This window comes from Methylophilus sp. QUAN (assembly GCF_015354445.1).
In the GTDB taxonomy this organism is placed as follows: Bacteria; Pseudomonadota; Gammaproteobacteria; order Burkholderiales; family Methylophilaceae; genus Methylophilus.
This window is the reverse complement of the sequence record NZ_JADKYT010000001.1, coordinates 577,606-600,298: the sequence shown is the minus strand read 5'-3', so window position 1 is coordinate 600,298 and position 22,693 is coordinate 577,606. Positions and strand designations below refer to the sequence as shown.

At 52.2% G+C, this 22,693-nt stretch carries 20 protein-coding genes; 2 read left to right on the top strand and 18 right to left on the bottom strand.

Features of this window, described 5'->3' with window-relative positions:
- Positions 1 to 76: 76 nt before the first annotated feature.
- The 4 genes from dnaJ to waaC all read right to left on the bottom strand — a co-directional run bounded on the left by dnaJ (position 77) and on the right by waaC (position 4,992).
- Positions 77 to 1,204 (bottom strand): molecular chaperone DnaJ, encoded by a 1,128-nt coding sequence (dnaJ, locus tag INP79_RS02880; RefSeq protein ID WP_194752844.1) that lies wholly within the window; start codon positions 1,202 to 1,204, stop codon positions 77 to 79.
- Positions 1,205 to 1,321: 117 nt separating this feature from the next.
- Entirely contained in the window at positions 1,322 to 3,244 is a 1,923-nt protein-coding gene (dnaK, locus tag INP79_RS02875) for a molecular chaperone DnaK (protein ID WP_194752843.1), read from the bottom strand.
- 93 nt (positions 3,245 to 3,337) lie between these two features.
- A complete protein-coding gene (gene grpE / locus INP79_RS02870) occupies positions 3,338 to 3,871 on the bottom strand; it encodes a nucleotide exchange factor GrpE (protein ID WP_194752842.1) in 534 nt (177 codons plus the stop codon).
- A 128-nt stretch (positions 3,872 to 3,999) separates the two neighbouring features.
- Positions 4,000 to 4,992, bottom strand: coding sequence for a lipopolysaccharide heptosyltransferase I (waaC, locus tag INP79_RS02865; RefSeq protein ID WP_194752841.1), 993 nt, complete (start codon positions 4,990 to 4,992; stop codon positions 4,000 to 4,002).
- Positions 4,993 to 4,995: 3 nt separating this feature from the next.
- Here waaC and INP79_RS02860 point away from each other — a divergent pair, with 3 nt between their 5' ends.
- Positions 4,996 to 6,129, top strand: a complete 1,134-nt coding sequence (locus INP79_RS02860) for a glycosyltransferase family 4 protein (RefSeq protein WP_194752840.1) — start codon at positions 4,996 to 4,998, stop codon at positions 6,127 to 6,129.
- Here the strand turns inward: INP79_RS02860 and INP79_RS02855 are convergent.
- From INP79_RS02855 to bioB, 6 genes are read right to left on the bottom strand one after another with little or no spacing between them, the layout of a single operon-like run.
- Complete coding sequence (locus INP79_RS02855; RefSeq protein WP_194752839.1) at positions 6,126 to 7,178, bottom strand: rhomboid family intramembrane serine protease; 1,053 nt, start codon at positions 7,176 to 7,178, stop codon at positions 6,126 to 6,128. The genes INP79_RS02860 and INP79_RS02855 overlap by 4 nt on opposite strands.
- A complete protein-coding gene (gene bioD / locus INP79_RS02850) occupies positions 7,178 to 7,822 on the bottom strand; it encodes a dethiobiotin synthase (RefSeq protein ID WP_194752838.1) in 645 nt (214 codons plus the stop codon). Before bioD ends, INP79_RS02855 begins: the two co-directional genes overlap by 1 nt.
- Positions 7,823 to 7,831: 9 nt before the next feature.
- Positions 7,832 to 8,698, bottom strand: coding sequence for a malonyl-ACP O-methyltransferase BioC (gene bioC, locus INP79_RS02845; protein ID WP_194752837.1), 867 nt, complete (start codon positions 8,696 to 8,698; stop codon positions 7,832 to 7,834).
- Positions 8,698 to 9,489 (bottom strand): pimeloyl-ACP methyl ester esterase BioH, encoded by a 792-nt coding sequence (bioH, locus tag INP79_RS02840; protein ID WP_194752836.1) that lies wholly within the window; start codon positions 9,487 to 9,489, stop codon positions 8,698 to 8,700. Before bioH ends, bioC begins: the two co-directional genes overlap by 1 nt.
- The gene (gene bioF / locus INP79_RS02835) at positions 9,486 to 10,670 is read right to left on the bottom strand and encodes an 8-amino-7-oxononanoate synthase (RefSeq protein ID WP_194752835.1); all 1,185 of its coding nucleotides are present in this window, start codon (positions 10,668 to 10,670) and stop codon (positions 9,486 to 9,488) included. The genes bioH and bioF overlap by 4 nt, the downstream gene beginning before the upstream one ends.
- Positions 10,670 to 11,701, bottom strand: a complete 1,032-nt coding sequence (gene bioB, locus INP79_RS02830; protein ID WP_194752834.1) for a biotin synthase BioB — start codon at positions 11,699 to 11,701, stop codon at positions 10,670 to 10,672. The genes bioF and bioB overlap by 1 nt, the downstream gene beginning before the upstream one ends.
- 63 nt (positions 11,702 to 11,764) lie before the next feature.
- On the opposite strand from bioB, the gene INP79_RS02825 reads away from it, so the two are divergent.
- A complete protein-coding gene (locus INP79_RS02825; protein WP_194752833.1) occupies positions 11,765 to 12,517 on the top strand; it encodes a ComF family protein in 753 nt (250 codons plus the stop codon).
- A 2-nt stretch (positions 12,518 to 12,519) separates the two neighbouring features.
- On the opposite strand, the gene INP79_RS02820 is transcribed toward INP79_RS02825, so the two are convergent.
- From INP79_RS02820 to INP79_RS15440, 8 genes are all read right to left on the bottom strand, one after another.
- The gene (locus INP79_RS02820) at positions 12,520 to 13,713 is read right to left on the bottom strand and encodes a M48 family metallopeptidase (RefSeq protein WP_194752832.1); all 1,194 of its coding nucleotides are present in this window, start codon (positions 13,711 to 13,713) and stop codon (positions 12,520 to 12,522) included.
- A gap of 20 nt (positions 13,714 to 13,733) precedes the next feature.
- On the bottom strand, positions 13,734 to 14,624 hold the full coding sequence (locus tag INP79_RS02815) for an ExeA family protein (RefSeq protein WP_194752831.1): 891 nt from the start codon (positions 14,622 to 14,624) through the stop codon (positions 13,734 to 13,736).
- Between the two features lie 8 nt (positions 14,625 to 14,632).
- Positions 14,633 to 16,408 (bottom strand): pilus (MSHA type) biogenesis protein MshL, encoded by a 1,776-nt coding sequence (gene mshL / locus INP79_RS02810; protein ID WP_194752830.1) that lies wholly within the window; start codon positions 16,406 to 16,408, stop codon positions 14,633 to 14,635.
- A 65-nt stretch (positions 16,409 to 16,473) separates the two neighbouring features.
- Positions 16,474 to 16,887, bottom strand: coding sequence for a hypothetical protein (locus INP79_RS02805; protein WP_194752829.1), 414 nt, complete (start codon positions 16,885 to 16,887; stop codon positions 16,474 to 16,476).
- 1 nt (position 16,888) lies between these two features.
- A complete protein-coding gene (gene gspM, locus INP79_RS02800) occupies positions 16,889 to 17,608 on the bottom strand; it encodes a type II secretion system protein GspM (protein ID WP_194752828.1) in 720 nt (239 codons plus the stop codon).
- A gap of 12 nt (positions 17,609 to 17,620) precedes the next feature.
- Entirely contained in the window at positions 17,621 to 18,466 is an 846-nt protein-coding gene (locus INP79_RS02795) for a PilN domain-containing protein (RefSeq protein WP_194752827.1), read from the bottom strand.
- On the bottom strand, positions 18,463 to 19,401 hold the full coding sequence (locus INP79_RS02790; RefSeq protein ID WP_194752826.1) for a hypothetical protein: 939 nt from the start codon (positions 19,399 to 19,401) through the stop codon (positions 18,463 to 18,465). Before INP79_RS02790 ends, INP79_RS02795 begins: the two co-directional genes overlap by 4 nt.
- Positions 19,402 to 19,676: 275 nt before the next feature.
- Positions 19,677 to 22,691 (bottom strand): DUF6701 domain-containing protein, encoded by a 3,015-nt coding sequence (locus INP79_RS15440; RefSeq protein ID WP_228519689.1) that lies wholly within the window; start codon positions 22,689 to 22,691, stop codon positions 19,677 to 19,679.
- Between the last annotated feature and the right edge of the window lie 2 nt (positions 22,692 to 22,693).

Genomic DNA, 22,693 nt, shown 5'->3' with positions numbered 1-22,693 from the left:
AACGGTAAAAAAATAAGTGGCTGATAGTTTAGCAGGGTTTGACCCGCCAGACTATCAGCCACCGTGTGACAAACGATTAACTGAAGAAATCGCGCGCTTTATCTACCCAGCTTTTATTCTTGGGGCTGTGTTTGCCCGCATCAGCCTGGGTGCTGCTTTCAAACTCACGCAACAGCTCTTTCTGTTTTTCTGTCAGTCGCACCGGGGTTTCGACCACGACATGTACCATCAGGTCACCATGCTCGCTGGAGCGCAACGGTTTGATGCCTTTACCGCGCAAGCGGAACACACTACCGGTTTGCGTTTCAGCCGGGATCTTCATCTTGGCTGCACCATCCAGCGTTGGCACTTCAATTTCCCCACCTAAGGCCGCCGTGCTAAAACTGATCGGCATTTCGCAATGCAGGTTTGCGCCTTCACGCTGGAAAATCGGGTGCTCCTTGAGATGCACGACAACGTACAAGTCACCGGTTGGTCCACCATTGACGCCGGCTTCGCCTTCGCCACTGAGGCGGATACGATCGCCTTCGTCGACGCCTGCTGGAATCTTCACATTGAGCGTTTTGTTTTGCTTAACGCGACCGCCACCGTGACAGGTTGGGCAAGGCTCTTTCACCATCTTGCCGGTGCCATGACATTTAGGGCAGGTTTGCTGCACAGAGAAAAAGCCCTGTTGCATGCGCACCTGGCCATGGCCATTACACGTGGTACAAGTAACAGGCGAGGTGCCTGGACGCGCACCCGAACCATGACAAGTTTCGCAACTGGTTTGCACCGGGATGCGAATCTTGGTCTCTGTGCCCTTGGCGGCATCTTCGAGGGAAATTTCCAGGTTGTAACGCAAGTCAGCGCCACGATATACGTTAGAACGCTGATTACGGGCACCGCCGAAAATATCACCAAAAATATCGCCGAATGCATCACTGAAATTGCCGGAGTTAAAGCCGCCAAAGCCACCACCACCCATGCTAGGGTCAACGCCAGCATGACCGTATTGATCATAGGCTGCCCGTTTCTGGTCGTCGCTCAGAATTTCATAAGCCTCTTTGGCTTCTTTAAAGCTTTCTTCAGCTTTAGGGTTATCCGGGTTACGGTCAGGGTGAAACTTCATGGCCAGCTTCTTAAAGGCTTTTTTAATTTCCTCTTCACTGGCGTCACGGTTTACACCTAACACTTCGTAATAATCTTTTTTTGCGGCTGCCATAGTTTTTCCGTTTAATGCGCTTGCGCCATAAAGACAAACACACCCGCGATCAGCGTAGTGTGTTTGCCGGCATCATTGAAAAAAGGGCGAGCATGTTAATACCCGCCGCTTTCACGCTTAGTCTTTCTTCACTTCTTCAAACTCGGCATCCACTACATCGCCTTCAACCGTTTTTTCGCCTTCAGCTTGCGGCGCGCTCTCGGTGTTGGCCTGCGCCTGTTGTTCAGCGTAGACTTTTTCACCCAGTTTTTGCGAAGCTTCCATCAAGGCATTGGTTTTGGCTTCGATCACTTCTTTGTCGTCGCCATCCTTGGCCACCGCTTCCAGGTCTTTAATCGCGTCTTCGATCTTGGCTTTTTCGTCGGCCTCAATCTTGTCACCATGCTCAGCCAGTGATTTTTTCACGCTGTGCAGTACGCTGTCAGCCTGGTTACGGGCATCGACCAGTTCACGCAATTTCTTGTCTTCGTCCGCATATTTAGCCGCATCTTCTTCCATGCGCTGAATTTCTTCTTCAGACAAACCAGAGTTAGCCTTGATCGTGATTTTGTTCTCTTTGCCAGTGGCCTTGTCTTTAGCAGACACGTGCAAAATACCGTTGGCATCAATGTCAAACGTCACTTCAATTTGCGGCATGCCACGTGGGGACGGTGGAATGTCGCTCAGGTTAAACTGACCCAGACTCTTGTTGCCAGCAGCCATCTCACGCTCACCTTGCAACACATGAATGGTCACAGCGTTCTGGTTGTCTTCTGCTGTTGAAAACACTTGTGATGCCTTGGTCGGAATCGTGGTGTTTTTCTTGATCAGCTTGGTCATCACGCTGCCCAAGGTCTCGATACCCAGTGACAATGGTGTTACGTCCAACAGCAACACGTCTTTGACGTCGCCTTTCAATACGCCACCCTGAATCGCAGCACCAACAGCCACGGCTTCGTCCGGGTTCACGTCTTTACGTGGCTCTTTGCCAAAGATCTCTTTCACTTTTTCTTGCACTTTTGGCATACGGCTTTGACCACCAACCAAAATCACGTCAGAAATCTCAGACGGAGACACGCCAGCATCTTTTAAGGCGGTTTTACAAGGCGCAATCGTGCGCTCGATCAACTCTTCAACCAGGGATTCCAGTTTGGCACGGGTGATTTTCACCACCAGGTGCTTAGGACCCGTCGCATCTGCCGTGATGTATGGCAAGTTCACTTCAGTTTGCTGTGCGCCAGACAATTCGATCTTGGCTTTTTCAGCGGCTTCTTTCAAACGCTGTTTAGCCAGCAAGTCGTTACGCAGGTCCAAACCGTTTTCTTTTTTGAACTCATCAGCCAAAAAGTCAATGATGCGGTTATCGAAGTCTTCACCACCGAGGAAAGTGTCACCGTTGGTAGACAACACTTCAAACTGGTGTTCGCCATCGATTTCAGTAATTTCGATAATCGAAATATCAAACGTACCGCCACCCAGGTCGTAAACCGCAATCTTGCGGTCGCCTTCTTGTTTGTCCATACCAAATGCCAAAGCAGCAGCGGTAGGCTCGTTGATGATACGTTTCACGTCCAGGCCAGCGATACGGCCTGCATCTTTAGTCGCCTGACGTTGGCTGTCGTTAAAGTAAGCAGGCACAGTAATCACGGCCTCGGTCACCTCTTCGCCCAGGTAATCTTCGGCAGTTTTCTTCATTTTGCGCAATACTTCAGCAGAAATTTGCGGTGGCGCCTGTTTGTTGCCACGTACTTCTACCCATGCGTCACCGTTGTCAGCTTTAGCGATGGTATAAGGCATCAGGTCGATGTCTTTTTGTACTTCTTTTTCGTCAAAACGGCGGCCAATCAAACGCTTCACCGCAAACAAAGTGTTTTTAGGGTTGGTCACGGCCTGGCGTTTTGCCGGTGCACCGACCAAAATCTCGCCATCTTCCTGATAAGCGATAATAGAAGGGGTGGTACGTGCACCTTCTGCATTTTCAATCACGCGTGGTTTGCCGCCTTCCATCACAGCGACGCAGGAGTTGGTTGTCCCCAAGTCAATACCAATAATTTTTGCCATATTGTTTAATCCTTACAATTCGTTGATCTCAATACCGATGTTCTAATAATTGGGATACCTGATCAGATTTCAAGTCCCTATTCTTGCTATGGTTTATTTTGCCTGTATCACGGTCACCAATGCCGGGCGCAGCACACGCTCATTCAGGCTGTAGCCTTTTTGCAACACGCTCAATACCGTGTTCGGCTCGCCTTCGGCTGGCACCATGCTGATGGCTTGGTGCTTGTTCGGGTCAAACTTTTCACCCACCGGATTAATCTCGGCAATATTGAATTTCTCAAATACGCTCAATAATTGTTTAGCGGTCAGTTCTACGCCGTTTTTATAACTGGCGACTTCTTCGCTCTCTACAGCCAAAGCGGCATCCAGGCTATCCTTCACCGCCAGCAACTCGCCACTGAATTTTTCCAGCGCAAACTTACGTGCCTTATCAATATCATCAGAAGCACGGCGGCGGATATTTTCACCTTCGGCTTTCACATAGAGCACTTGCGCCTTGGCATCTTCCAGCGCAGCTTCCAGTTCAGCAATGCGCGCTTCGTTGGTATCTGCTGGAATAGCCTGCGCCGCATCGTTTACGGCCGGTTCGTTGGTGTTCACCTCGGAAGGTGTATTTGGTTCTTGCATGAAGCTCCCCTTCTTATTCAATCCTATTCATCCTGAGACAGTTTCACCGAAACCATTTCAATATTTTTCCAATGTTGGGGATGTCCCTACTGATTTCAAGGGTAAAGCGTGAATTTGTGTATGATTTTTTAAATGCTGACAGCCACGCGCATCGCTGATAACTGCGCGATGACCGTGGCCACCTCAGGCACCTGCGCCTTGCCGCCCAAATTAACTGCAGGCGCCACGCGCCCGCCCGCCACACCCGTCAACGCAGGCTCGGTATCGGTATACAGAGCAACAATTGGAATATCCAGTGCGGCAGCCAGGTGTGACAACCCGGTATCCACCCCCACGGCAAAACGCACTTGCGGCATCTGGCTGGCTAACTGCTGCAGGCCCAACTTGGGCAGCACCAGGACTTGCGGCACGTGTGCCGCAATGCGTTCAGCACGCGCTTTTTCGCTATCGCTGGCCCAAGGCAACCACATATGCAAGCCTTGCCTGGCATAGTGTTGTCCTAAAGCGACCCAGTATTCTTCAGGCCATAATTTGCTATCGCGGCTGGTCGCATGCAGCGCCAGAAAAGCCGCAGCCTGCGCGTGTTTCCCCACACTCACCAGCCCATAAGCAGGCTTGTTTTGCGGCACGGCATAACCGAGTGCCATTGCCGCCAGTGTGCGCATACGCACCACCGCGTGCTGGCGATAAGGGATGGCATACTGATGCTGGTAAAAACGGCTGGCCAATGGCTCGCGAATGGAGTGCTTGTCGTAACCATGACGTGGTCCACGCGCCCACGTCGCCATGACAGCGCTTTTCAGCAAGCCTTGTAAATCCAGCACTAGATCATAAGACTGGGCAGCAACCGCCTGTTTGACCGCAGCAATTTCGCGCCAGGTCTGGCGGCGCCACCATTGTTTGCGCCAGCGGCGCACGGCCACGGTAAACACCTGCTGCACACGCGGATGCAGGCGCGGAATATCGGCAAAACTTTCTTCTACCAGCCAGTCGATGTGCGCATCAGGAAAATGCTGCAGGATATCCTCAACAACAGGCAGGGCATGGATCACGTCGCCCATGGAGGTGGTTTTGACAATCAGGATGCGTTTCATGGCCGCTATTTTCGCATACAATGCCATCGCATGAAGTTTGCGTTTCTCATATTCAAATACTTTCCTTACGGCGGTGTGCAGCGCGATATGCTGCGCATTGCCAGAGACTGCGTCGCCCTCGGTCATGAGGTCACGATTTTTACCGGTGAATGGCGTGGCGACTTGCCACCAGGCATTGATGTCCACTTGTTAAAAGCCCGTGGCTGGCTGAATCATCACCGCCATCAGTCATTGATCCGGCAAATGCAGCAAGCCGTGGCGCAAGGGAATTTTGACCGCGTGGTCGGTTTTAACCGCATGCCGGGGCTGGATGTGTATTTTGCGGCAGACCCCTGCTACGCCAAACGCATGCACCATGAGCCCTGGTATAAAAAACTGTCCGGTCGCTATCGCTTCTTTTCTGCGATGGAACAAGCGGTGTTTGGCACAGCGTCTGCCACACATATCCTGCTGCTTAACCAGCATGATCAAACCGTCTTTCACCACTGGTATGGTACCGATCACGCCCGCTTCCACCTGATGCCACCCAACATTCCGTTACAGCGGTTTGCCAGCTTGCCAGCACAGGATTATCGCGCCTATGTACGCACGACGTTTAACCTGCCAGCAGACGCCATGGTGTTACTCACGGTTGGCTCAGCCTTTGTGCGTAAAGGCGTAGACCGTGCCATAGACGCATTGAGTAGCCTGCCTGAGCCCCTGAAACAGCGCTGCTGGTTACTCGCAGTGGGTGAGTTTGAGTCCAGCAGCAATATGCGGGCCTATGCCGAACAACGTGGTGTGGCTGACCGTTGCATAGAAGCCGGTGGCCGTCCGGATATCCCCGCACTGATGCTGGGTTGCGACCTGCTGGTGCATGCAGCACGTTCGGAACTGGCCGGGATCGTGTTGATTGAAGCGATGACGGCAGGTCTGCCATTACTGGTGACCGAAGTCTGTGGTTATGCCAGCTATATCACGGCAGCACAGGCGGGCAAGGTATTAGCTTCACCATTCAGCCAAGACAGCATGAACCACGCCCTGCAAGAGATGCTGGAAAACCTGACGACACAGCCCTGGGCAGCCAATGCCAAAGCCTTCGTGCAGCAAATGGCGGCCACACAAGTCAGCTACCCTGAAGCCAGGGTGATTGCAGCCACACCGCCTGGCGGCTCACGCGCTTAGGGCGTCGCAGGCTTACCCGGCATAAACGGCACATTGCGTAACTTGTCTGCGGCCGCTTTGCTGGCTTCACTGCGTTGCAAGGCATAGGCTTTAGCCTGCTCTAACAACGCCGCAGACGGCAAATTAGGATCTTCCGGTAACGCTGATAGCTTTTCAAAGCTTTCTTCATAAGGCGTGGCGACCTGTGCGTCAATCTGCGCCGCCATGTCATCAAAGCTGACACTGCCCTCACGGCCTTCCAGTATGATCTGCCGCCATTTCTGCTGCGCTTTCTGGTCCACCTGATTGAGCTTTTGCACCTGCTTTTGTATCGCGACCTCTTGTTGCCAGCGATATTTGGGCGTAGGCAAATGGGTCACCAAGACAAACAGCGCTACCACCCATGATACGACCGCTAACCATTGCGTCAGTGTTAATTGTTTACTGGGAACGATGGTGACCGGTAGCAAAAGCGTTGCCATCACCATGCCAGTGACAAAGCCACCAATATGCGCCGAATTATCAATACCTGGAATGATGTAGCCCATGGCAATGGTCAGGGCAGAAAACAGCAACGCACCCCAGAACAACCAGCGGAATTCCTGTGCCTGCATTTGCTTTCTGCCAAACCAGACATACACCAGCAGCGCGCCATAAATCCCGAAAATAGCCCCAGAAGCGCCACCCGATACAGCATCATTGCCTTGAATGACCAGCGACAGCAGGTTGCCACCAACGCCACTGACCAGGTAAATCACCACAAAACGGACAGCACCAAACATGCGCTCGACCAGCTTGCCGCCATCCCACAGGGCCAGCATATTCATGCCCAGATGCAAGGCGCCAAAGTGCAGAAACATCGCACTTGCCAGTCGCCACCACTGGCCATCGGCAGTGGCCGGGGCAAAATTGGCGCCCCAGGTCAGTTGTACGGTATTCGGTGAATGCCAAAAACCTGCCCCACCAAACAGCATCACCACGAACACCAGCACGTTTAATGTGATCAGCAAGCGCGTCATCGGCGGTACCGGCGCGCGCAACTCAATACGGGTGAGCAGTGACTGGTCCATCAGTGAAGTGACTCCTGAAACGGAACTTGCAGCATAGGGGGCTGTTGCAAGCCGGTGATCAGGCTCTGCAAGTTTTCTTGTGGCACGGACATCTGCGGGTCTATATTGTTCGCCACCCAGCCACAAAAATCGATATTCCGTTGCTTGAGCACCTGCGCCGTGAGCAACGCATGATTAATACAGCCCAGCCGCATGCCCACCACCACCAGCGCAGGCAGACTGAGTGCCTGAATTAAATCAGCAATGGTTTGGGTAGCGTTGAGTGGCACCAGCAAACCGCCAGCCCCCTCCACAATCACCACATCGGCCATGGTTGTGAGTTGCTCATAGGCCGCGCGAATCACGTTAAAGTCGATCTCCACGCCAGCCTGGGCGGCGGCGATATGCGGTGCAATGGCGGGCTCAAAACAATAGGGATTGATCAACTCAGCGGGCGCACTGACATTAGAAGCTGCAGTCAACTGCAATACGTCGTCGTTTTGCCAACGTCCATCCACCCACTCACAACCAGACGCCACCGGCTTCATGCCAATGACGGTCAAGCCTTGCGCCACCAGCTGCTGCATCAAGCGCACGGTGACCGTTGTTTTACCTACACTGGTATCGGTGCCGGTGACAAAAAAATGGCGTGGCAGCGCGTGCATACGTTCCCTTTAGCTGCCTTTGCGTGGCATAAACTGGACCGGGCTGGCGCCGGGCGCAGTATAAGGCTGGCTGCCGGTCCAGGCATGTACAAACACGACCTCATAAGTGGCTGGCAGCTTGCCTTCGTGGCGGAACGCTTCATAGCCTTGTCGCAGCTGCTGTAAAAATCCTTTTCCGCTCAGGCCCTTGGCACGGCCAGCGGTGGCGTTATGTGCGCCGATGGCCTTGAGGTCACGCATCAGGGATTCCACTGTGTCATACGTTAAGGTGTAATGCATCACGTCCAGCACTGGCGCACTGAAACCAGCGCGGGTGAGGGCATCACCAATATCATGCATATCAATAAACCGGCTAACATGGGTATGGTCGGCACCAGACGCAGCGCGCAATTCTTTGAGCGTATCCGGCCCTAGCGTGGCAAACATCAGCAGGCCATTCGGTCGCAATACGCGGCGCCATTCCTGCAAGGCAGCATCCAGATCATTACACCACTGCACCGCCAGGTTAGACCATACCATATCGACACTGGCGGTCGCCAAGGGCAGTGACTCAATATCAGCACAGACAAAGCGTGGTTTCGCCCGCCAGAACTGATACCAGGGAAATAAGGCACGGCTGCGTGCCAGCATGCCTTCGGCAATATCCAGCGCAATGCCTTGTGCTTTTTTAAACTGCCCGAGCAAGGCATACAAACCATGGCCGGTGCCACACCCGGCATCCAGGATGACTTCAGGCTGGAGTTTCACCACATCCAGGCGACTCAGCATTTCCTCGCGCACCTGGCGCTGTAAAATGGCGGCCGCATCATACTGTTTGGCGGCACGGTGAAACGACTGCCGCATACGCGACTTGTCGATCTGGTAAACATCCTGCATTAGTGACTCACTTGCTGTTCGGACGGGTCATCGGCCATAAATGCTTCGACGGATTCGCAGAACGCATCTGCATGTGACAAGAATGGCGCATGCGCCGCCCCGGCAATCACGCGCAACTGCGCGCGCTGCAAATGCATGGCCAGCCAATGTGCAGCGGCCACCGGCGCCAGCGTGTCGCGGTCACCGTGTATCAGCAAGGTCGGCTGGAATATCCGGCCCACCTCTTCACGCAAATCAGTTTGCAACAAAATATCCAGCGCCTGGTTCAAGTTGTCCTGCGTTGGTGTTGGCTTAGCTGCGAACGCCGTGCGTAACTGACGCACGGTCGCGCGGGCATCTTTGGCGTGCATGCATTGCAGGGTCAAAAAGTTCAGCAAGGTGGCATTAAAGTCTTGCTCAAACCGCTGGTTAAACTGCTCAAAGTGGCGCGCTGCAATGCCTTGCGGCCACTCTGGCTTGCTGACAAAACAAGGGTTAGTCCCGACCAGAATTAACTTCTCGACACGGTCCGGCTGGTTAAGCGCAATTTGTTGCGCTACCAGGCCACCCAGTGACCAGCCCAGAATCGTAGAGACGCCAGGAATCTCCTCGGCTACGGCTTCGGCCAGGCTGTGTAAATGATAGGGGTAGACGGCCCGGCTTTGGCCCATGCCGGGCAAATCGACCAGAAACAAGCGGTAGCTGGCTGACAGGCGCTTGACTACGCGTTCCCAGACGGCGCTATTCATGGCCCAGCCATGCAGCAACACCAATGGTTTACCTTGGCCCATGATTTCGATAAAACAACTCATGCCTGTGCCCCGGGCGGAATGTCGCGCTCGGCGGCATGCAAAGCGGCAATCAGTGCCCGTACATTGTCCTCACTGTGCGCAGTCGAGAGTGAAATACGCAAACGTGAGGTATTTGCTGGCACGGTGGGCGGACGAATGGCAGGCACCAGAATGCCACGTGCCTGCAGGTATTGGCTCAATGCCAGCGCCTCATGGGTATCGCCCACGACCAAGGGCTGAATCGCCGTTTCAGAAGGCAGCAGGTGCCAGCGTGAGAGTGACAGCTCACTTTTGAGCAAGGCAATCATGTCAAACAATTGTTTTCTACGCGCGTCGCCGTGTTCGATTTCCTTGACCGAAGCCAGCAAGGCGGCTGACAACGGTGGCGGCGCCGGGGTGGTGTAGATATAGCTATTGGCGTATTGAATCAGGTAGTCGATGACAATCTTTTCACCGGCGACAAATGCCCCAGCCACGCCCGCGGCCTTGCCTAGCGTCCCCATCATGATTAAACGTGGCGACTGCAAGCCCAGGTGTTTGAGCGAACCGCGGCCTTGCGGGCCTAGCACACCAAAACCGTGCGCATCATCCACATACAGATAGGCATCGTAGCGTTCACACAGTTCAAGGTAAGCAGTCAGCGGTGCAATATCGCCGTCCATACTAAACACGGCATCAGCCGTCACCAGTTTGTGGCGCGCCGTGCTGGCTTGCAACAGCTTTTCCAGCGCAGCCACATCGTTGTGCGCAAAGCGGTGATGTGTGGCACGTGACAAAAAGGCACCGTCATTAAGGCAGGCATGGTTGAGCTTATCGGAAAATACGGCATCATCACGGCCCATCAAGGCACTGACGACGCCGATATTGGCCATATACCCCGTCGAAAACAGCAAGGCAGCCGGTTGGCCGACAAACGTTGCCAATGCCTGCTCTAACTGGTCATGGTAACGGTGGTGGCCAGTGATTAAATTGGAGGCACCACTGCCCACGCCCGCCTCTGCCGCCGCGGCTTGCAGCGCAGTGACAAGCGCGGCATCGTTGGCCAGGCCCAGGTAATCATTGCTGCAAAACGACAAAAATGGCTGACCGTTGGCCGTAATATGCTCGGCCTGCGGCGAATCCAGCAAACGACGCTGGCGCATCAGGCCCAGTGTTTGCCGCTTGTCGAGGTCGGCGCGTAAGGACTCCAGCAAATCGCTCATTAGATTTTCTTCAGGCCCAGTTTGGCAAACAGGGCATTATCTGACTCGACTTCAGGATTGCCGGTCGTGAGTAATTTCTCACCGTAGAAAATACTGTTAGCGCCGGCATGGAAGCATAGCGCCTGCACGGCCTCACCCATGCTCTGACGGCCTGCAGACAAACGCACAAAGCTGGTTGGCATAGTGATACGTGCAATCGCGATGGTACGCACAAACTCCAGCGGATCCAGTGGGTCCGTACCATGCAATGGCGTGCCTTCCACTTGGGTCAGCAAGTTAATCGGTACGCTCTCTGGCGGATGCTCCATATTGGCCAGTTGCGCAACCAGGCCCGCGCGTTGGGCACGGGTTTCACCCATGCCGATAATGCCGCCGCTACACACATTGATATTCATGCTGCGCACACGGTCCAGGGTATCCAGGCGATCCTGGTAAGTACGGGTAGTAATCACGTCACCGTAAAACTCTGGTGCGGTGTCCAGGTTATGGTTGTAATAATCCAGCCCTGCCTCTTTCAATTGCTCGGCCTGGCCATCTTTGAGCATACCCAGCGTGGCACAGGTTTGCAGCCCCATCGCCTTCACTTCAGAAATCATCTTTAGCACAGGTTCAAGATCGCGCTGCTTGGGACCACGCCAGGCGGCACCCATGCAGAAACGGCTGGCGCCACTGTCTTTAGCCGCTTTGGCCGCGGCCAACACGTCGTCCAGTTTCATCAACGGCTCATTTTCCACCTCGGTGTGGTAGCGCGCAGCCTGTGGGCAATAGCCACAATCCTCTGAACAGCCGCCGGTTTTAATCGACAGCAAGGTACTCACTTGCACCGCATTCGGGTCGAAGTGTTCTCTGTGCACGGTGTGTGCCCGATCTAGCAAGTCATTGAATGGCAACTCAAACAGTGCCATGATGTCTGCTACCTGCCAACGCTCCACCGTAGGGTAGCAGGCAGACGACGGTTTCAAGCCATCGAGGTTAATAACAGAGGTTTGTATTTCGCTGCTACAACCGGCAGCAGAAGTGTGTTGTTCCATAAGTACCACGCAATAAAATTGTATGAATAATCCGGGCGAATTATATGTTGTTTAAAATATGACGTGAAAAATTTTTACAATAGATTAAAATTTAATCAAACCCACTTCTATCGACAGTGTCAGCGCTGGCTAGGATCCGCCCTGCCCTGTGTGCTGTGTGATGCGCCAGCCAATGCGCACAGCCCCACCTCGCTCCCGCTTTGCAGCCATTGCTTTGATTTATTACCCTGGTACCACTCGCCACATTGCCCGCAATGCGCACTGCCTAATATATCGGGGGCATTGTGTGGTGTTTGCCTGCAACATGCGCCAGCGTTCGACCATACCTTCGCGCCGTTCCGCTATGCTTATCCCTTAGACCGGCTATTACATCAATTCAAATACCATCAACAACTTCCCCTGGGGCACTTGCTAGCTAATGCCCTGCTGGCGCAATTACCGCGCTTACCAATACCAGCACCACAAGTCGTGATCGCCATGCCCATGCATCTCAACCGCGTGAAAGAACGTGGGTTTAACCATGCGCTGGAACTGGCAAAGCAAGTGCAGCAACCATGGAAAATCCCGCTGGATAATGAAGGATGCATGCGCATACTGGATACCCCGACCCAGGCCGGCATGGACATGAAAACCAGAACCCGCAGCCTGCGTGACGCATTTGCCACGCGGCAATCATGGCAAGGTCAACATGTGGTGATTGTGGATGATGTGATGACGACGGGCGCCAGCATGCACGCGGTGGCCAAGGTATTAAAACAGGCGGGAGCGACGCGGGTGACCGCCGTGGTGCTGGCGCGCACCCTAAAGCATGAATAACCTTATTCGCTACGCACGACGGCCGTGCCGCCCAGTTGGCGGATACGTTGCCCGACAAACTCTGACAGCCGATCGCTTAAAGGCAGGTTATACGCCTGTTGCAGTTGTTGTAAGGCTTGCGCAGGCTGGCCTGCCGCTTGCAGGGAAATAGCATACGCCACAATCCACGGTGCATGCCCAGGCCGTAGCGTGATCGCACGCTCAAAGTGAGGCAAGGCGGCCGCGTGCTGGCCAGTTTGCTGATAGGCCATGGCCAGCATCCATTGCACTTCGGCATCTTGTATGAACAGGTTGGCGGCAGGTTTCAGTGTTTGCAATACCGCCTCTGACTGACCGCGTGCCATCTGCCACTTGGCCAGCGACTTGGACAAACCGATTTGCCCGGGGAATTGTTTAATCCCGCTTTGCAAGACCGCCACCGCTTCCTGTTCTTGCTTAGACTCGAACAAATAGGCCGCCAAGAGTTGCCGCGCATCCTCGGATTGTGGCGAAGTACTCAATACCTGGCGCAATATCCCCAGCGCCTCGTTCAGGCGCCCTTTCTGCTCCTGGTCTACCGCGCGCTGAATCTGTACATTCACTTCCTGTTCCGGGCGTATCTGCTTGTTGACGATGCCTTTCGGGCCAGACTCGTCCTCGGCTCTAGCGGGCTTGAGCGCATTGGCCACGTCCAAAGGCGGCTCAATGGCAGACACCACAGGATTGGCACCTGCCTGGGCGGCAGGCTTGATCGTAAACTCGCCTTCTATTTGCGGCGCGACGCCGGTTTTAGCAGGCACTGGCTGGGCAGGCGTGACTGGTTTGACACGCGTAGCCACAGGGCTGTCAGTTTCAGATTGCCATGCACTAAATAATGACTTGGTGAGTTGCGGTGGCGTCCAGGCAGGATGCACATCCGGCGTAGCAGCATCCCGCACAGGCACTGCAGGTGTGACAGCAGCAGCAACAACCGTCGGTTGCTGGGACGAAACTGTCTGTTGGCCAGTATGAAGTCGGGCGGCCAGCATAGGCCAATTCATTGTCAACAACCAGCCAGCCAACGCCAGCAATACCAGGCCCCACACTAAGCGCTTCACCCAGCCACCAGAAGTCGCCTGATGCGACAACACAGGCTTGACCTGCCCGGCCCAGCCATCCGTGGCTGCGCCGCCCTGACGGGCCTCAACGTTTTGTAATACCTGATTAATTAAGCTCAAGGGCTTCCCCAATATTCAGACTAACGACCCAGACCTGCCAGAGCCGTATGCAGCGTCAGCCACCATTTAAAACCATGCCCCAGCCAACGGTGCTGTGCCTTGACACTGGCTTGCGTATCCATAATGGCCGCCCGCACATCCTCTGCAGACACCCCTTGCTGGCCACGACCAAACGCTGACAACAAGGACTTATGCGCCAGGATATTCAGTAAGCGTGGAATGCCATTGGCATAGCGGTAGAGCAAACGCATGCTGGCAGGCGTAAAAATCATGCCGCCCTGATAACCGGCAATATGCATGCGGTGATTCAGGTAAAAACCCAACTCGGACCATTGCAAGCCCTTGAGGTGATATTCAAAGCCTATGCGCTGGCGTAACTGACGGATAGAAGGATGATTGATACGCTCTTCGAGTTCGGGCTGGCCAAAAATCACCACCTGGATCAACTTGCGCTTTTCAGTTTCGAGGTTACTCAACAAACGCAAGGCTTCCAGCGTTTCCAATGGCATGGCCTGCACTTCATCCAGGCACACCACCACATGTCGCCCTTCGTCCGCAAAAGTGAGTAATTTGCGGTTCAGCGCGTCTATCATATCGTGGTGGGTAAAATCAGGCTTGAAGGCCACCCCAAACTCGGTGGCCAGCGTCATTAACAAGGCGTGCGGATCCAGGTAAGGGTTGGGAATAAAAGCCACCATGCAACTAGACTCAAGCGCCTTGAGCAGGCGCCTGCACAGCAGCGTTTTGCCGGTGCCGACTTCGCCAGTGATTTTCACGAAGCCTTCACCAGACTGAATCGCAATCAATAGCGTATTCAGCGCCTCTTGCAGGCTACGTGTAGCGTAGTAAAAGCTGGTATCCGGGGTGATGGTAAACGGATACTCCTTCAAGCCAAAATGCTGCAGGTACATGCCCGCTCCTAAAAACTGGTATCACTCTGCAGTTTATCAACGCGTTCCTGACTTTCAAGCATATCTTGCGCCCAGTTATCGCCGCTGCGCACCACGGTAGATTTCAGTAAAATCACCAGTTCAGTTTTGATGCTGGCCAACTCTTTCTGGCGGAACAAATTACCCAGGAATTTCACGTCCCCCAACCCTGGCACTTTAGTGCGTGTATTGTCGACGGTTTCCGACATCAGGCCACCAATGGCAATCACACTGCCATCTTTGGTACGCACAATACTATCCGTTTCGTTAATGTTGGAGGAGGCCGTTGGAATAGTATAGGTACCGCCGTTGGCGCTTGATAGCGTCACCGTACGGTTGACTTGCGTCACATCACTCACAAATGGATGTACGTGCAGAATGATATTATCGTCTTTATCAATTTGCGGCGTGACATCAAGCGAGATGCCAGAAAAATAAGGTTGCAACTGGATATCCGGCGTCACAATTGCACCGCCAGTAGTGGTAGTCACGTTGGTCTTCACATTGGTCACATAGAAGGCATCGTTACCCACTTTGAGCACAGCCTTCTGGTTGTTAATCGTCGCAATACGCGGGCTGGAAAGCACTTCCACATTGCCCTGCGTTTCCAAAAACGTCAGTAATGCAGAAAAACCTTTGCCTTGGACTGCAAGTGCAAATACTGAACCACCAAGCGAAACAGGTGAACTGTTAGCCAAAGCAGCAGGGACCAAGCTTGGTGAGGCTGTCACCGTACCATTAGTAATAGCACCATCCTGGGCTATGGTACTGTTACCATTAATATTTCCAAACGTGACATCTCTACCACGCGTGAATCGTGCGGCTGCCCAGTTAATCCCTTGTTGCGAATTTCTGTTTAATTGCACCTTGATAATTTTGGCTTCCAGAATCACCTGACGGTCTACGGTCACCTGCATCAGGCTCAAAAACTTCTCAACCTGGCGGATTTCCTTAGGCATGGCTTTCACCATAATCAAGCCAGACTGCGCGTTAATGACGACTTTACGGCCATTTTCTTCGCCAACCAGACTGCTCAGCGAACCGGCAATCTCATCCCAGAAGTCATTATTGGTGCGCATACTCACATCGGAAGCATACACTTGAAGGTTAGAGGCACCGGAAGCTCCTGCCGCTCCGGTTCCAGTCCCTGTGCCAGTTCCCGTGCCTGTCATAGCGGCAGCCTGACCAGCCACCCCGGCCGCACCACCGGCGCCTGAGCCACTGGCGGTGCCAGAAGTCACGCGCGTCGCTGACGTGCCTCTACGCGCACCGGTAATGTAGTTGACCTGGAACACGCGAGTCTGCAAGGTTTGCGGTTCAACAAAAATCTGCTTGCCATTCATTTTGTACTCATAGCCATACAAATCACGCAAGGCATTGAGCGCTTCAAACAAGGTCACATCGCGCAAGTTGATTGAAATCTCACCTTTTAGCTCGGGGCTCAAGGCAATGCTGTAAGGGCTTCCAGACACAATACCCATGAGCACCTGAGCGGCCGGGGCTTTATTGACCACCAGGTCAAACCGTGGCTCTACACGCTTAGCCAGTGCCTTGGGCGGTTCAATTTTGAGCGGTTCAAACAACTCATCTGTGACCTCTTTCGGCGGTGGCGCCACTTGTGCTTGGGCCTTGGCTGCTGATGTCGCCAATTCGCTCTGAATTTTAGGATTAATTGATGGATTGGTTGGCGCAAACGGATTGCTGGTACATCCAGCCAACCCGGCACCTATCACCATCAAACCCAAGGTATTCACAAATGTTTTCATAGCAGTCTCTCTATTGATGTTCCCCTGCTGGTCCTATCAGGCGGGACCAGCAAGTGTTTGTCACTTTATTTAGCAATCTTCTGGCCTGGTTTTTTAACCCTTTTGGCCTGTTTGTCTTTTTTCACACTGGCTTGGGGTGTTGTATGTTCCATAAAGCTAGACAAACCCATACCCACCACTTTTTTCTCACCCGCCTTGCTGATAAACACCGCTTGCCGGTTTTTCACAGAAGTCAGTTTAAAGCCTTCATAATTACCACCTACTTGTACCATTTGGCCATTTACAACCGCAAAACCAGCCTTACCGTTTTCCTGTATCGCAGTCAGCTCCCAAAGCCCCTCGGTTTGAGCCTGGGCATTGGGAAAATAATCCATCACTGACGCAGGCGGTTTGGTTGGATCAACCATGCCACCCATTACGTCATCCGCCACCGCTATCTGCGCCATGACCATCATCAATATTGTTATTAACCAGCGCATGCTAAATCCCCAACCATGCATTTTCACCACTCAGGGTATACACCTGAACCGTTAATTCACTTTCCGGATATTCGGCCTTCAACTCTGCGTTTTCCCATGCCAAAGTCTGGCCAATTGCTTTTAACGATTGGGCATAGGCCATCAGGTCAAAATACTTGCCTTTCAAGCGCATCTTCACCGCATGCTGATACACATGCGGCACGTTCTTCCACACCTCTTCAGCGTTGGTCGGCGTAGCACTTCCTGACGTAGGATCGGCTTGTGCCTGCAATTGCTTTCTCTGCTTTTCGATAAAGTCGATCACAGGCAGTGTCTGCATTTCAGCGACCTGCACATCAGTGTGTTTTTGCAGCAACTTCTTCAACAAGGCCACCATCTCCTGCGGCGGCACCATATAAGAAGACACTTTGACCAAATCAGCCGCCTGACTGGCAATCTTCTGCTTAGCCTCGTCAATCTGATGCTGAAAAGCATTGCTCGCTGGCTGCGGTGCAGCCTGTTTGGCAATGGTAGTCATTTGCTCGGTTAACGTGGCGGTATCGTTCTGGATTTTAACGATCTCTTGCTGGGTGCTCACCAATTGCGCACGCTGCGGTTCCAGCAAAAAAGTATCCATCAAGCCAACCACGGCAAACAAACCAGCACCAAAAATCATCCAGCGCTCGCGCTGGGAAAGCGCTATCCATTTATGACTGACTGTTTGTAATTGTTCAAATCGCATGCGTCATTCTTTCTAAGGCTGCTTGGCTGGTGATTGCGTTGTTTGGCGGACAAACTCATCCCAACTAACCGTAGTTTCGCGCCTAGCCTTGTTTTGCAGATCCTGGCCCTTTACTTCAAAAGCATACACTTGCAAAGTCACGTCTGCAGCTGCCACTGGTGCCGTAGTCGTGACCGGTGCTGCATTGGTATTCGCAGCCGCTTGGGCAGCCTCTTTGCCTGCTATGGCTGGGGTTTCTGTCGCCCCCCCCGGTCTTGGCGTAGCCGCCTGTGGGGCTGTCGCTGGTGTTGCAGCCACTTGTGTTCGGTGCAAATCGGTTTGCTTGAACTGAATGCCTGCGAACTGTGTGCCTTCAAAAACACGCTGCGCAGATAACAAGTCCAGATATAAAGGGATATCTTCAGAATGCAACGCCTGTCCGTTCAATGTTACATGTTGCGCAGCAGGCTCAATGCGAAAACCGGTTAACCATAATCCTGGTTGCTGTTGCGCTGTGAGCGCTCGCATGTAATCCACCAGATGGCTCGCTTTGTCAGAAATAGATTGCTGGAAAATTACCAGTATCTGTGACTGCATATCAAAGCGGCCGTTAAGACTCTTCAACTCGGCCTCCAGTTTGCTGTTATCCACCGGCGTCACTTGCTGGGCAAACGCATCCACTTTTTTCTGCATGGTTTCATATTGCGCTACAGCCTGATTGCGTTGCGTTTGCAATGCGGCGCTCTCTGCTTCAAGGCCGGTAAACAGGTAAAACATCACACCAGCAGCCAACGCATAGACCAAGGCGACCACAGGCAGCGTGAACCAGTCTTTGGACTTAACCAGCCCGCCTTCAAACAGGTTAATCTGCTGACTCATGCCGCCATCTCCTGGCGCAAGGCCGCGCCCAAGGCTGGCAACAACATGGCTTGTTTCTCGAGGCTGGAGTAATCCTGATCCGCAGGCAGCTCGACAATATCTTCCAGGTTAAACACATTCACCGGGACATAGAGGCTGGAACTCAAACCGCTGACCAGGTAATCGCGATTAGCCACCGGTGCCACCACCAGGCGATTGAGGCTCAGGTAAGGAAACTGACGGTCGAAACTGTCCAGCGAACGCTGTAACTCAAGCACCAGTTTGTCAAAGTTACTTTTAAACAGCTCGCCGCGATCATTCAAAAAGTCTCTATCCAGCTCGATCAAACGCGCATGATACAACTCACCTTTGGCAGTGAACGTCAGCAAGCAGCCGCGCGGCAAAATGCTAAGCATCACCAGCGCACGGTCTTCATGCTCCAGCAAATGGGCAATATTGCGCTGCACCAGCGCATGGACATCCACTGACCTCACATTAAAACCCGCTTCGGACAATTGATTACCCACCGCAGAAACAATGGCTTTTTTAGCGCAAATCGCCAACATCAATGGCTGGCGGTTAGCGTAAGAAGGGTCTACCGGCACATCAATGCCATCGACGACCGCTTGCTCGACCGAATAGTCCAGCAAACCTTTCAACTTCCAGCGCAGCGCAGGTTTTACCTCGTTGTCCGGCATATTCGGTTTATCAATCTGCACAATATTGTATTGGTCAACATTGAGCACCAGGTTGCATGGCAAAGCTTTAAGGTCATTTTTGGTCACAAAGTGACGCAATGTGGACGTTGCATGCAGCGGCACCTGCTCAACCGCGGCAAATGACACCACCGGCTTGGCCCCTTCGGATGGCGGCGTCAAGGCGACAGTGCTGACATGCATATCGGTATAACTGATACCCACTTGCTGCTTGTTCTTTTGTCGTTTAAACCATTCCATAGAGGCAAGTCTGACTTTCTCAATAATTTTTTATTTAAAATCAAAGTATAACAACCACAACTTCAAGCTTTATCGGAGCTTAGTATACACAAAAAATCTCACAGGTGAAGCCATCAGCCACTACGCCAAATCACTGATATTTCACGCGTTGCCTGAATACCACTTTGTTAACGCTTGATATTTCATTTTAACAAGAGCAACTTTAGTGCCTGAGCCCATGGTTTAAAGCCATGATAAAAAGAACAAAACCACCTGATTAGGTGGTTTTGTTATCGCTAGAAGTTTTCTCGCATGTAGATAATGGGCGCCTTGTAGATGCCGAAAGTGGCTCGGCCAATAGGATCCGTGGCACCGAACCACGGAATTGAACCACTGGTCGCGGCTGATTGAGACGCGCTATTACATGTCATCTCGCCGCCACCAGCCGCCCTCAGATTTACCTCTAAGTCCACACTCCCAGTATTGGGAGTCGTTCCAGTAACTCCAGGCGCGCTTAAACGCATATAGAGCACACCTTGGTTTATAGAAGACGCACCAGTGAGTTGAGTCTCACAGGCATTCAAATTACCTCTGTAATTGGTCATGACAATACTTGAGAGCGGGATCGTTGTACAACTGTCATTGATATTTCGTTTAAACCCAGTTCCATTCCAGTATTGCGCCTCAATAGGAACTGACAACGGCAGCAACTCTGATCCATGCGCAGAGGTCACAGCCAAGCGACCAAACCTAAATGCTGGGTAAGTAGGATTAGAAGCTGAGAGAGTGAATACATCTACTCTGGTTGCACTACTTATCGTGACCCCACCATCAACACCGCTTGGCTGCGCAGAAATCCTAATCATCTCTGGCGGTACAGCACTCGCAGGGCGAGTGACTTTATGTCCTGCTTGCACATTTGCAATGCCAGCCCCCCAGGTGCCCGATGGGCTCACACTACTGGCAGCGATCGTCGCGCCACTCGTTATCGGTGTACCCGCATCAGTTTTCATCTGAAACGAATAATTATTCCAGTTGTTCAGGCCAAATACGGCATAGTTGCCAGTGTAATATTGAGTAGTAACGTCAGCCGCATTTTTAGCCTCCAGAACGAATGGCGTGACCAAGCCAGGATCTTGATCATAGTAAGTAAAAGTTCCGCAGCCATCTGTATAACTAGTGCCAGCAGTTACTTTAAAATGATCTGGAATAAAACGGCCGATATAATTACTTACAGTCTTATTGCCGAACTTACAACCCAATTTCTTGGGTGTTCTAGTATCATCGGTATCTGCAAAAGAGTTCTCGCAATCGCCATTTGCACTATCAACGGCCGCATAAGTATCATCGTAAATACCCTCTACTTTGAACCTGAAATGACCAACCTCTGAATAAGTAAAGGCTGAGCCTGAACTAATGCCCAAATTCGCGGCACCAAAGGTACCATTCACTTGCCCGACAGAGGTCACACCTGCCACATGGGTCTCCAACTTTCCGCTATCCACTTTTGGCGTCCCCGTATAAGTTAACTCATTGGTTGAAACCGTCACACTAAAAGTATCAGTTCCAGCTCTACGAACAGGGGCAGATGTATGACTCGGTGACAGTTGTTGCGGACTCACACTAGTCACGGATAAAGATGTTGGACGTATCGCAAAGTTATCAGACGAACATCCCGTTTTAGCCAACCCTGCATCAGTAACCTTGCATCGTAAGTTAGGATGCGGCCTTAATATATCACTGGCACTGAAAGTAACCTTTTTACGACCGCCATCAGAAGCTGCGAAAGTCAGAGCCTTGGTTGCAACGACGGTAGCACCACATGCACCCGCATTATCACTCACCAACTGCACAGTTAAACCTGTGGTTGAGTTATATGCTGATTGATTGCCGTTTGCCAGCAACGCGACCACATCAATATCAAAATCAGCTCCGATTACCTTAGTATAAAGCGGATTGCGCAAGGAGCTATTGGTCGTGCGATTGTTATATGTCAGCGAGTTCTCCATACACTCAAACGTGTTTACGCAAGGCGTGTTGGTAAAGGTAAAACTGCAGCTCTGTGAACTGGTGGTCGTGTTCCAGCACTTCACGCCACTCAGTGGCGTTTTAGTCAGCCCACTCACACCCAAGGTATAGGTAGCTGCGGCACTGCCTTGCATCGTGACAGTTCCAATAGACTGATTCGACCCCAATGTGAACGGATCAGGCGTATCAGTCACTGTTGGTGTCGTTGGTGACACTGTCAGACTACCTTTTAATTCACCCGAACTCACCAGTTGATCGTCCGGACAAGGCACAGTGGAGGATAGGCATGCCAGCACTTTTACTTCGGTTGGGCAGAGTGTCGCAGTCCCCGCATGACGAATCTCGAAATGGTCGTAATTAGGCACAAAAGTGGAGCCAACGACAAAGTCGTAACTAAACGTGTAGATTCCAGGCGCAGTAAAATCAAACTCAATCGCAGCACCGGTATCTTGATAAGTCGTGGTGATGGAGTCACCAAGGCTACCGCTTTTACTAATTGAACACGCGGGCGGGTTTGACGTTGCAGTACTCCAGAAATCACTCCAGTAGCCAACACAATGATGGTCAAACTTACCGTTACGTTCACGGAATGATTCAACCACATCCAAATTGGCAGGAAGTGAAGTACTGGAAGGGCATGTACCATTAGTTAAAGGGTAGGTACCCACTACTAGCTTGCCATTAGTATCGGTATACCGAACGCCACACCCATTATCGTTACCCCCTAAATAGGTATCCACCGCATGATAATAGCGGATTGGATTACCGGTACTGACTGTTGCTGTTGCTGGGATGGTGACGGTCACTTCTGCAGTGATGTAGTCAAGGGGATACGTATACTTCCAGACAATACTCACCGTTGGACTACTTAAGATTGAAGAGGTGAGCGACAGACTGGAGGTCGTCGATTGTGTCACGCCTTGCGAAGTGCTCCCTGGCTGCACTGATGAGATGCTAAAACTGTTGTACATTGTTGCGGCACTATAGGCAAAATGGTTAGCGCCATATATTCGATTGTTATATCGAATATACACGCCATTATCTAATAATGAATTGTAGGGATAGGATCCACTTGGATAAGTACCTGGTTGATACAATTGCCCAGAACCAAGCCGTTTAATTTGCATTTGCGTTGAATCCGCAATAGTGACCTCTAACGCATTACTGGCGTTAGTACCTCCACCATTGTTAAGCACTCTCACAGTTGCGTGCACGCTCCCGGTAAAGGCAAATACCATAACATACAATAAATTGATTAATACATATTTAATCAATCTGTTCATAA

Excerpts from the sequence above, each read along its gene's own strand:
- INP79_RS02855 (WP_194752839.1), bottom strand. The coding sequence starts at position 7,178 with ATGGACCAGTCACTGCTCACCCGTATTGAGTTGCGCGCGCCGGTACCG.
- bioF (WP_194752835.1), bottom strand. The coding sequence starts at position 10,670 with ATGAGCGATTTGCTGGAGTCCTTACGCGCCGACCTCGACAAGCGGCAA.
- grpE (WP_194752842.1), bottom strand. The coding sequence starts at position 3,871 with ATGCAAGAACCAAATACACCTTCCGAGGTGAACACCAACGAACCGGCC.
- mshL (WP_194752830.1), bottom strand. The coding sequence starts at position 16,408 with ATGAAAACATTTGTGAATACCTTGGGTTTGATGGTGATAGGTGCCGGG.
- bioB (WP_194752834.1), bottom strand. The coding sequence starts at position 11,701 with ATGGAACAACACACTTCTGCTGCCGGTTGTAGCAGCGAAATACAAACC.
- bioH (WP_194752836.1), bottom strand. The coding sequence starts at position 9,489 with ATGAGTTGTTTTATCGAAATCATGGGCCAAGGTAAACCATTGGTGTTG.
- bioD (WP_194752838.1), bottom strand. The coding sequence starts at position 7,822 with ATGCACGCGCTGCCACGCCATTTTTTTGTCACCGGCACCGATACCAGT.
- bioC (WP_194752837.1), bottom strand. The coding sequence starts at position 8,698 with ATGCAGGATGTTTACCAGATCGACAAGTCGCGTATGCGGCAGTCGTTT.
- INP79_RS15440 (WP_228519689.1), bottom strand. The coding sequence starts at position 22,691 with ATGAACAGATTGATTAAATATGTATTAATCAATTTATTGTATGTTATG.
- gspM (WP_194752828.1), bottom strand. The coding sequence starts at position 17,608 with ATGCGATTTGAACAATTACAAACAGTCAGTCATAAATGGATAGCGCTT.
- INP79_RS02790 (WP_194752826.1), bottom strand. The coding sequence starts at position 19,401 with ATGGAATGGTTTAAACGACAAAAGAACAAGCAGCAAGTGGGTATCAGT.
- INP79_RS02815 (WP_194752831.1), bottom strand. The coding sequence starts at position 14,624 with ATGTACCTGCAGCATTTTGGCTTGAAGGAGTATCCGTTTACCATCACC.
- INP79_RS02795 (WP_194752827.1), bottom strand. The coding sequence starts at position 18,466 with ATGAGTCAGCAGATTAACCTGTTTGAAGGCGGGCTGGTTAAGTCCAAA.
- INP79_RS02860 (WP_194752840.1), top strand. The coding sequence starts at position 4,996 with ATGAAGTTTGCGTTTCTCATATTCAAATACTTTCCTTACGGCGGTGTG.
- dnaK (WP_194752843.1), bottom strand. The coding sequence starts at position 3,244 with ATGGCAAAAATTATTGGTATTGACTTGGGGACAACCAACTCCTGCGTC.
- dnaJ (WP_194752844.1), bottom strand. The coding sequence starts at position 1,204 with ATGGCAGCCGCAAAAAAAGATTATTACGAAGTGTTAGGTGTAAACCGT.
- waaC (WP_194752841.1), bottom strand. The coding sequence starts at position 4,992 with ATGGCATTGTATGCGAAAATAGCGGCCATGAAACGCATCCTGATTGTC.
- INP79_RS02805 (WP_194752829.1), bottom strand. The coding sequence starts at position 16,887 with ATGCGCTGGTTAATAACAATATTGATGATGGTCATGGCGCAGATAGCG.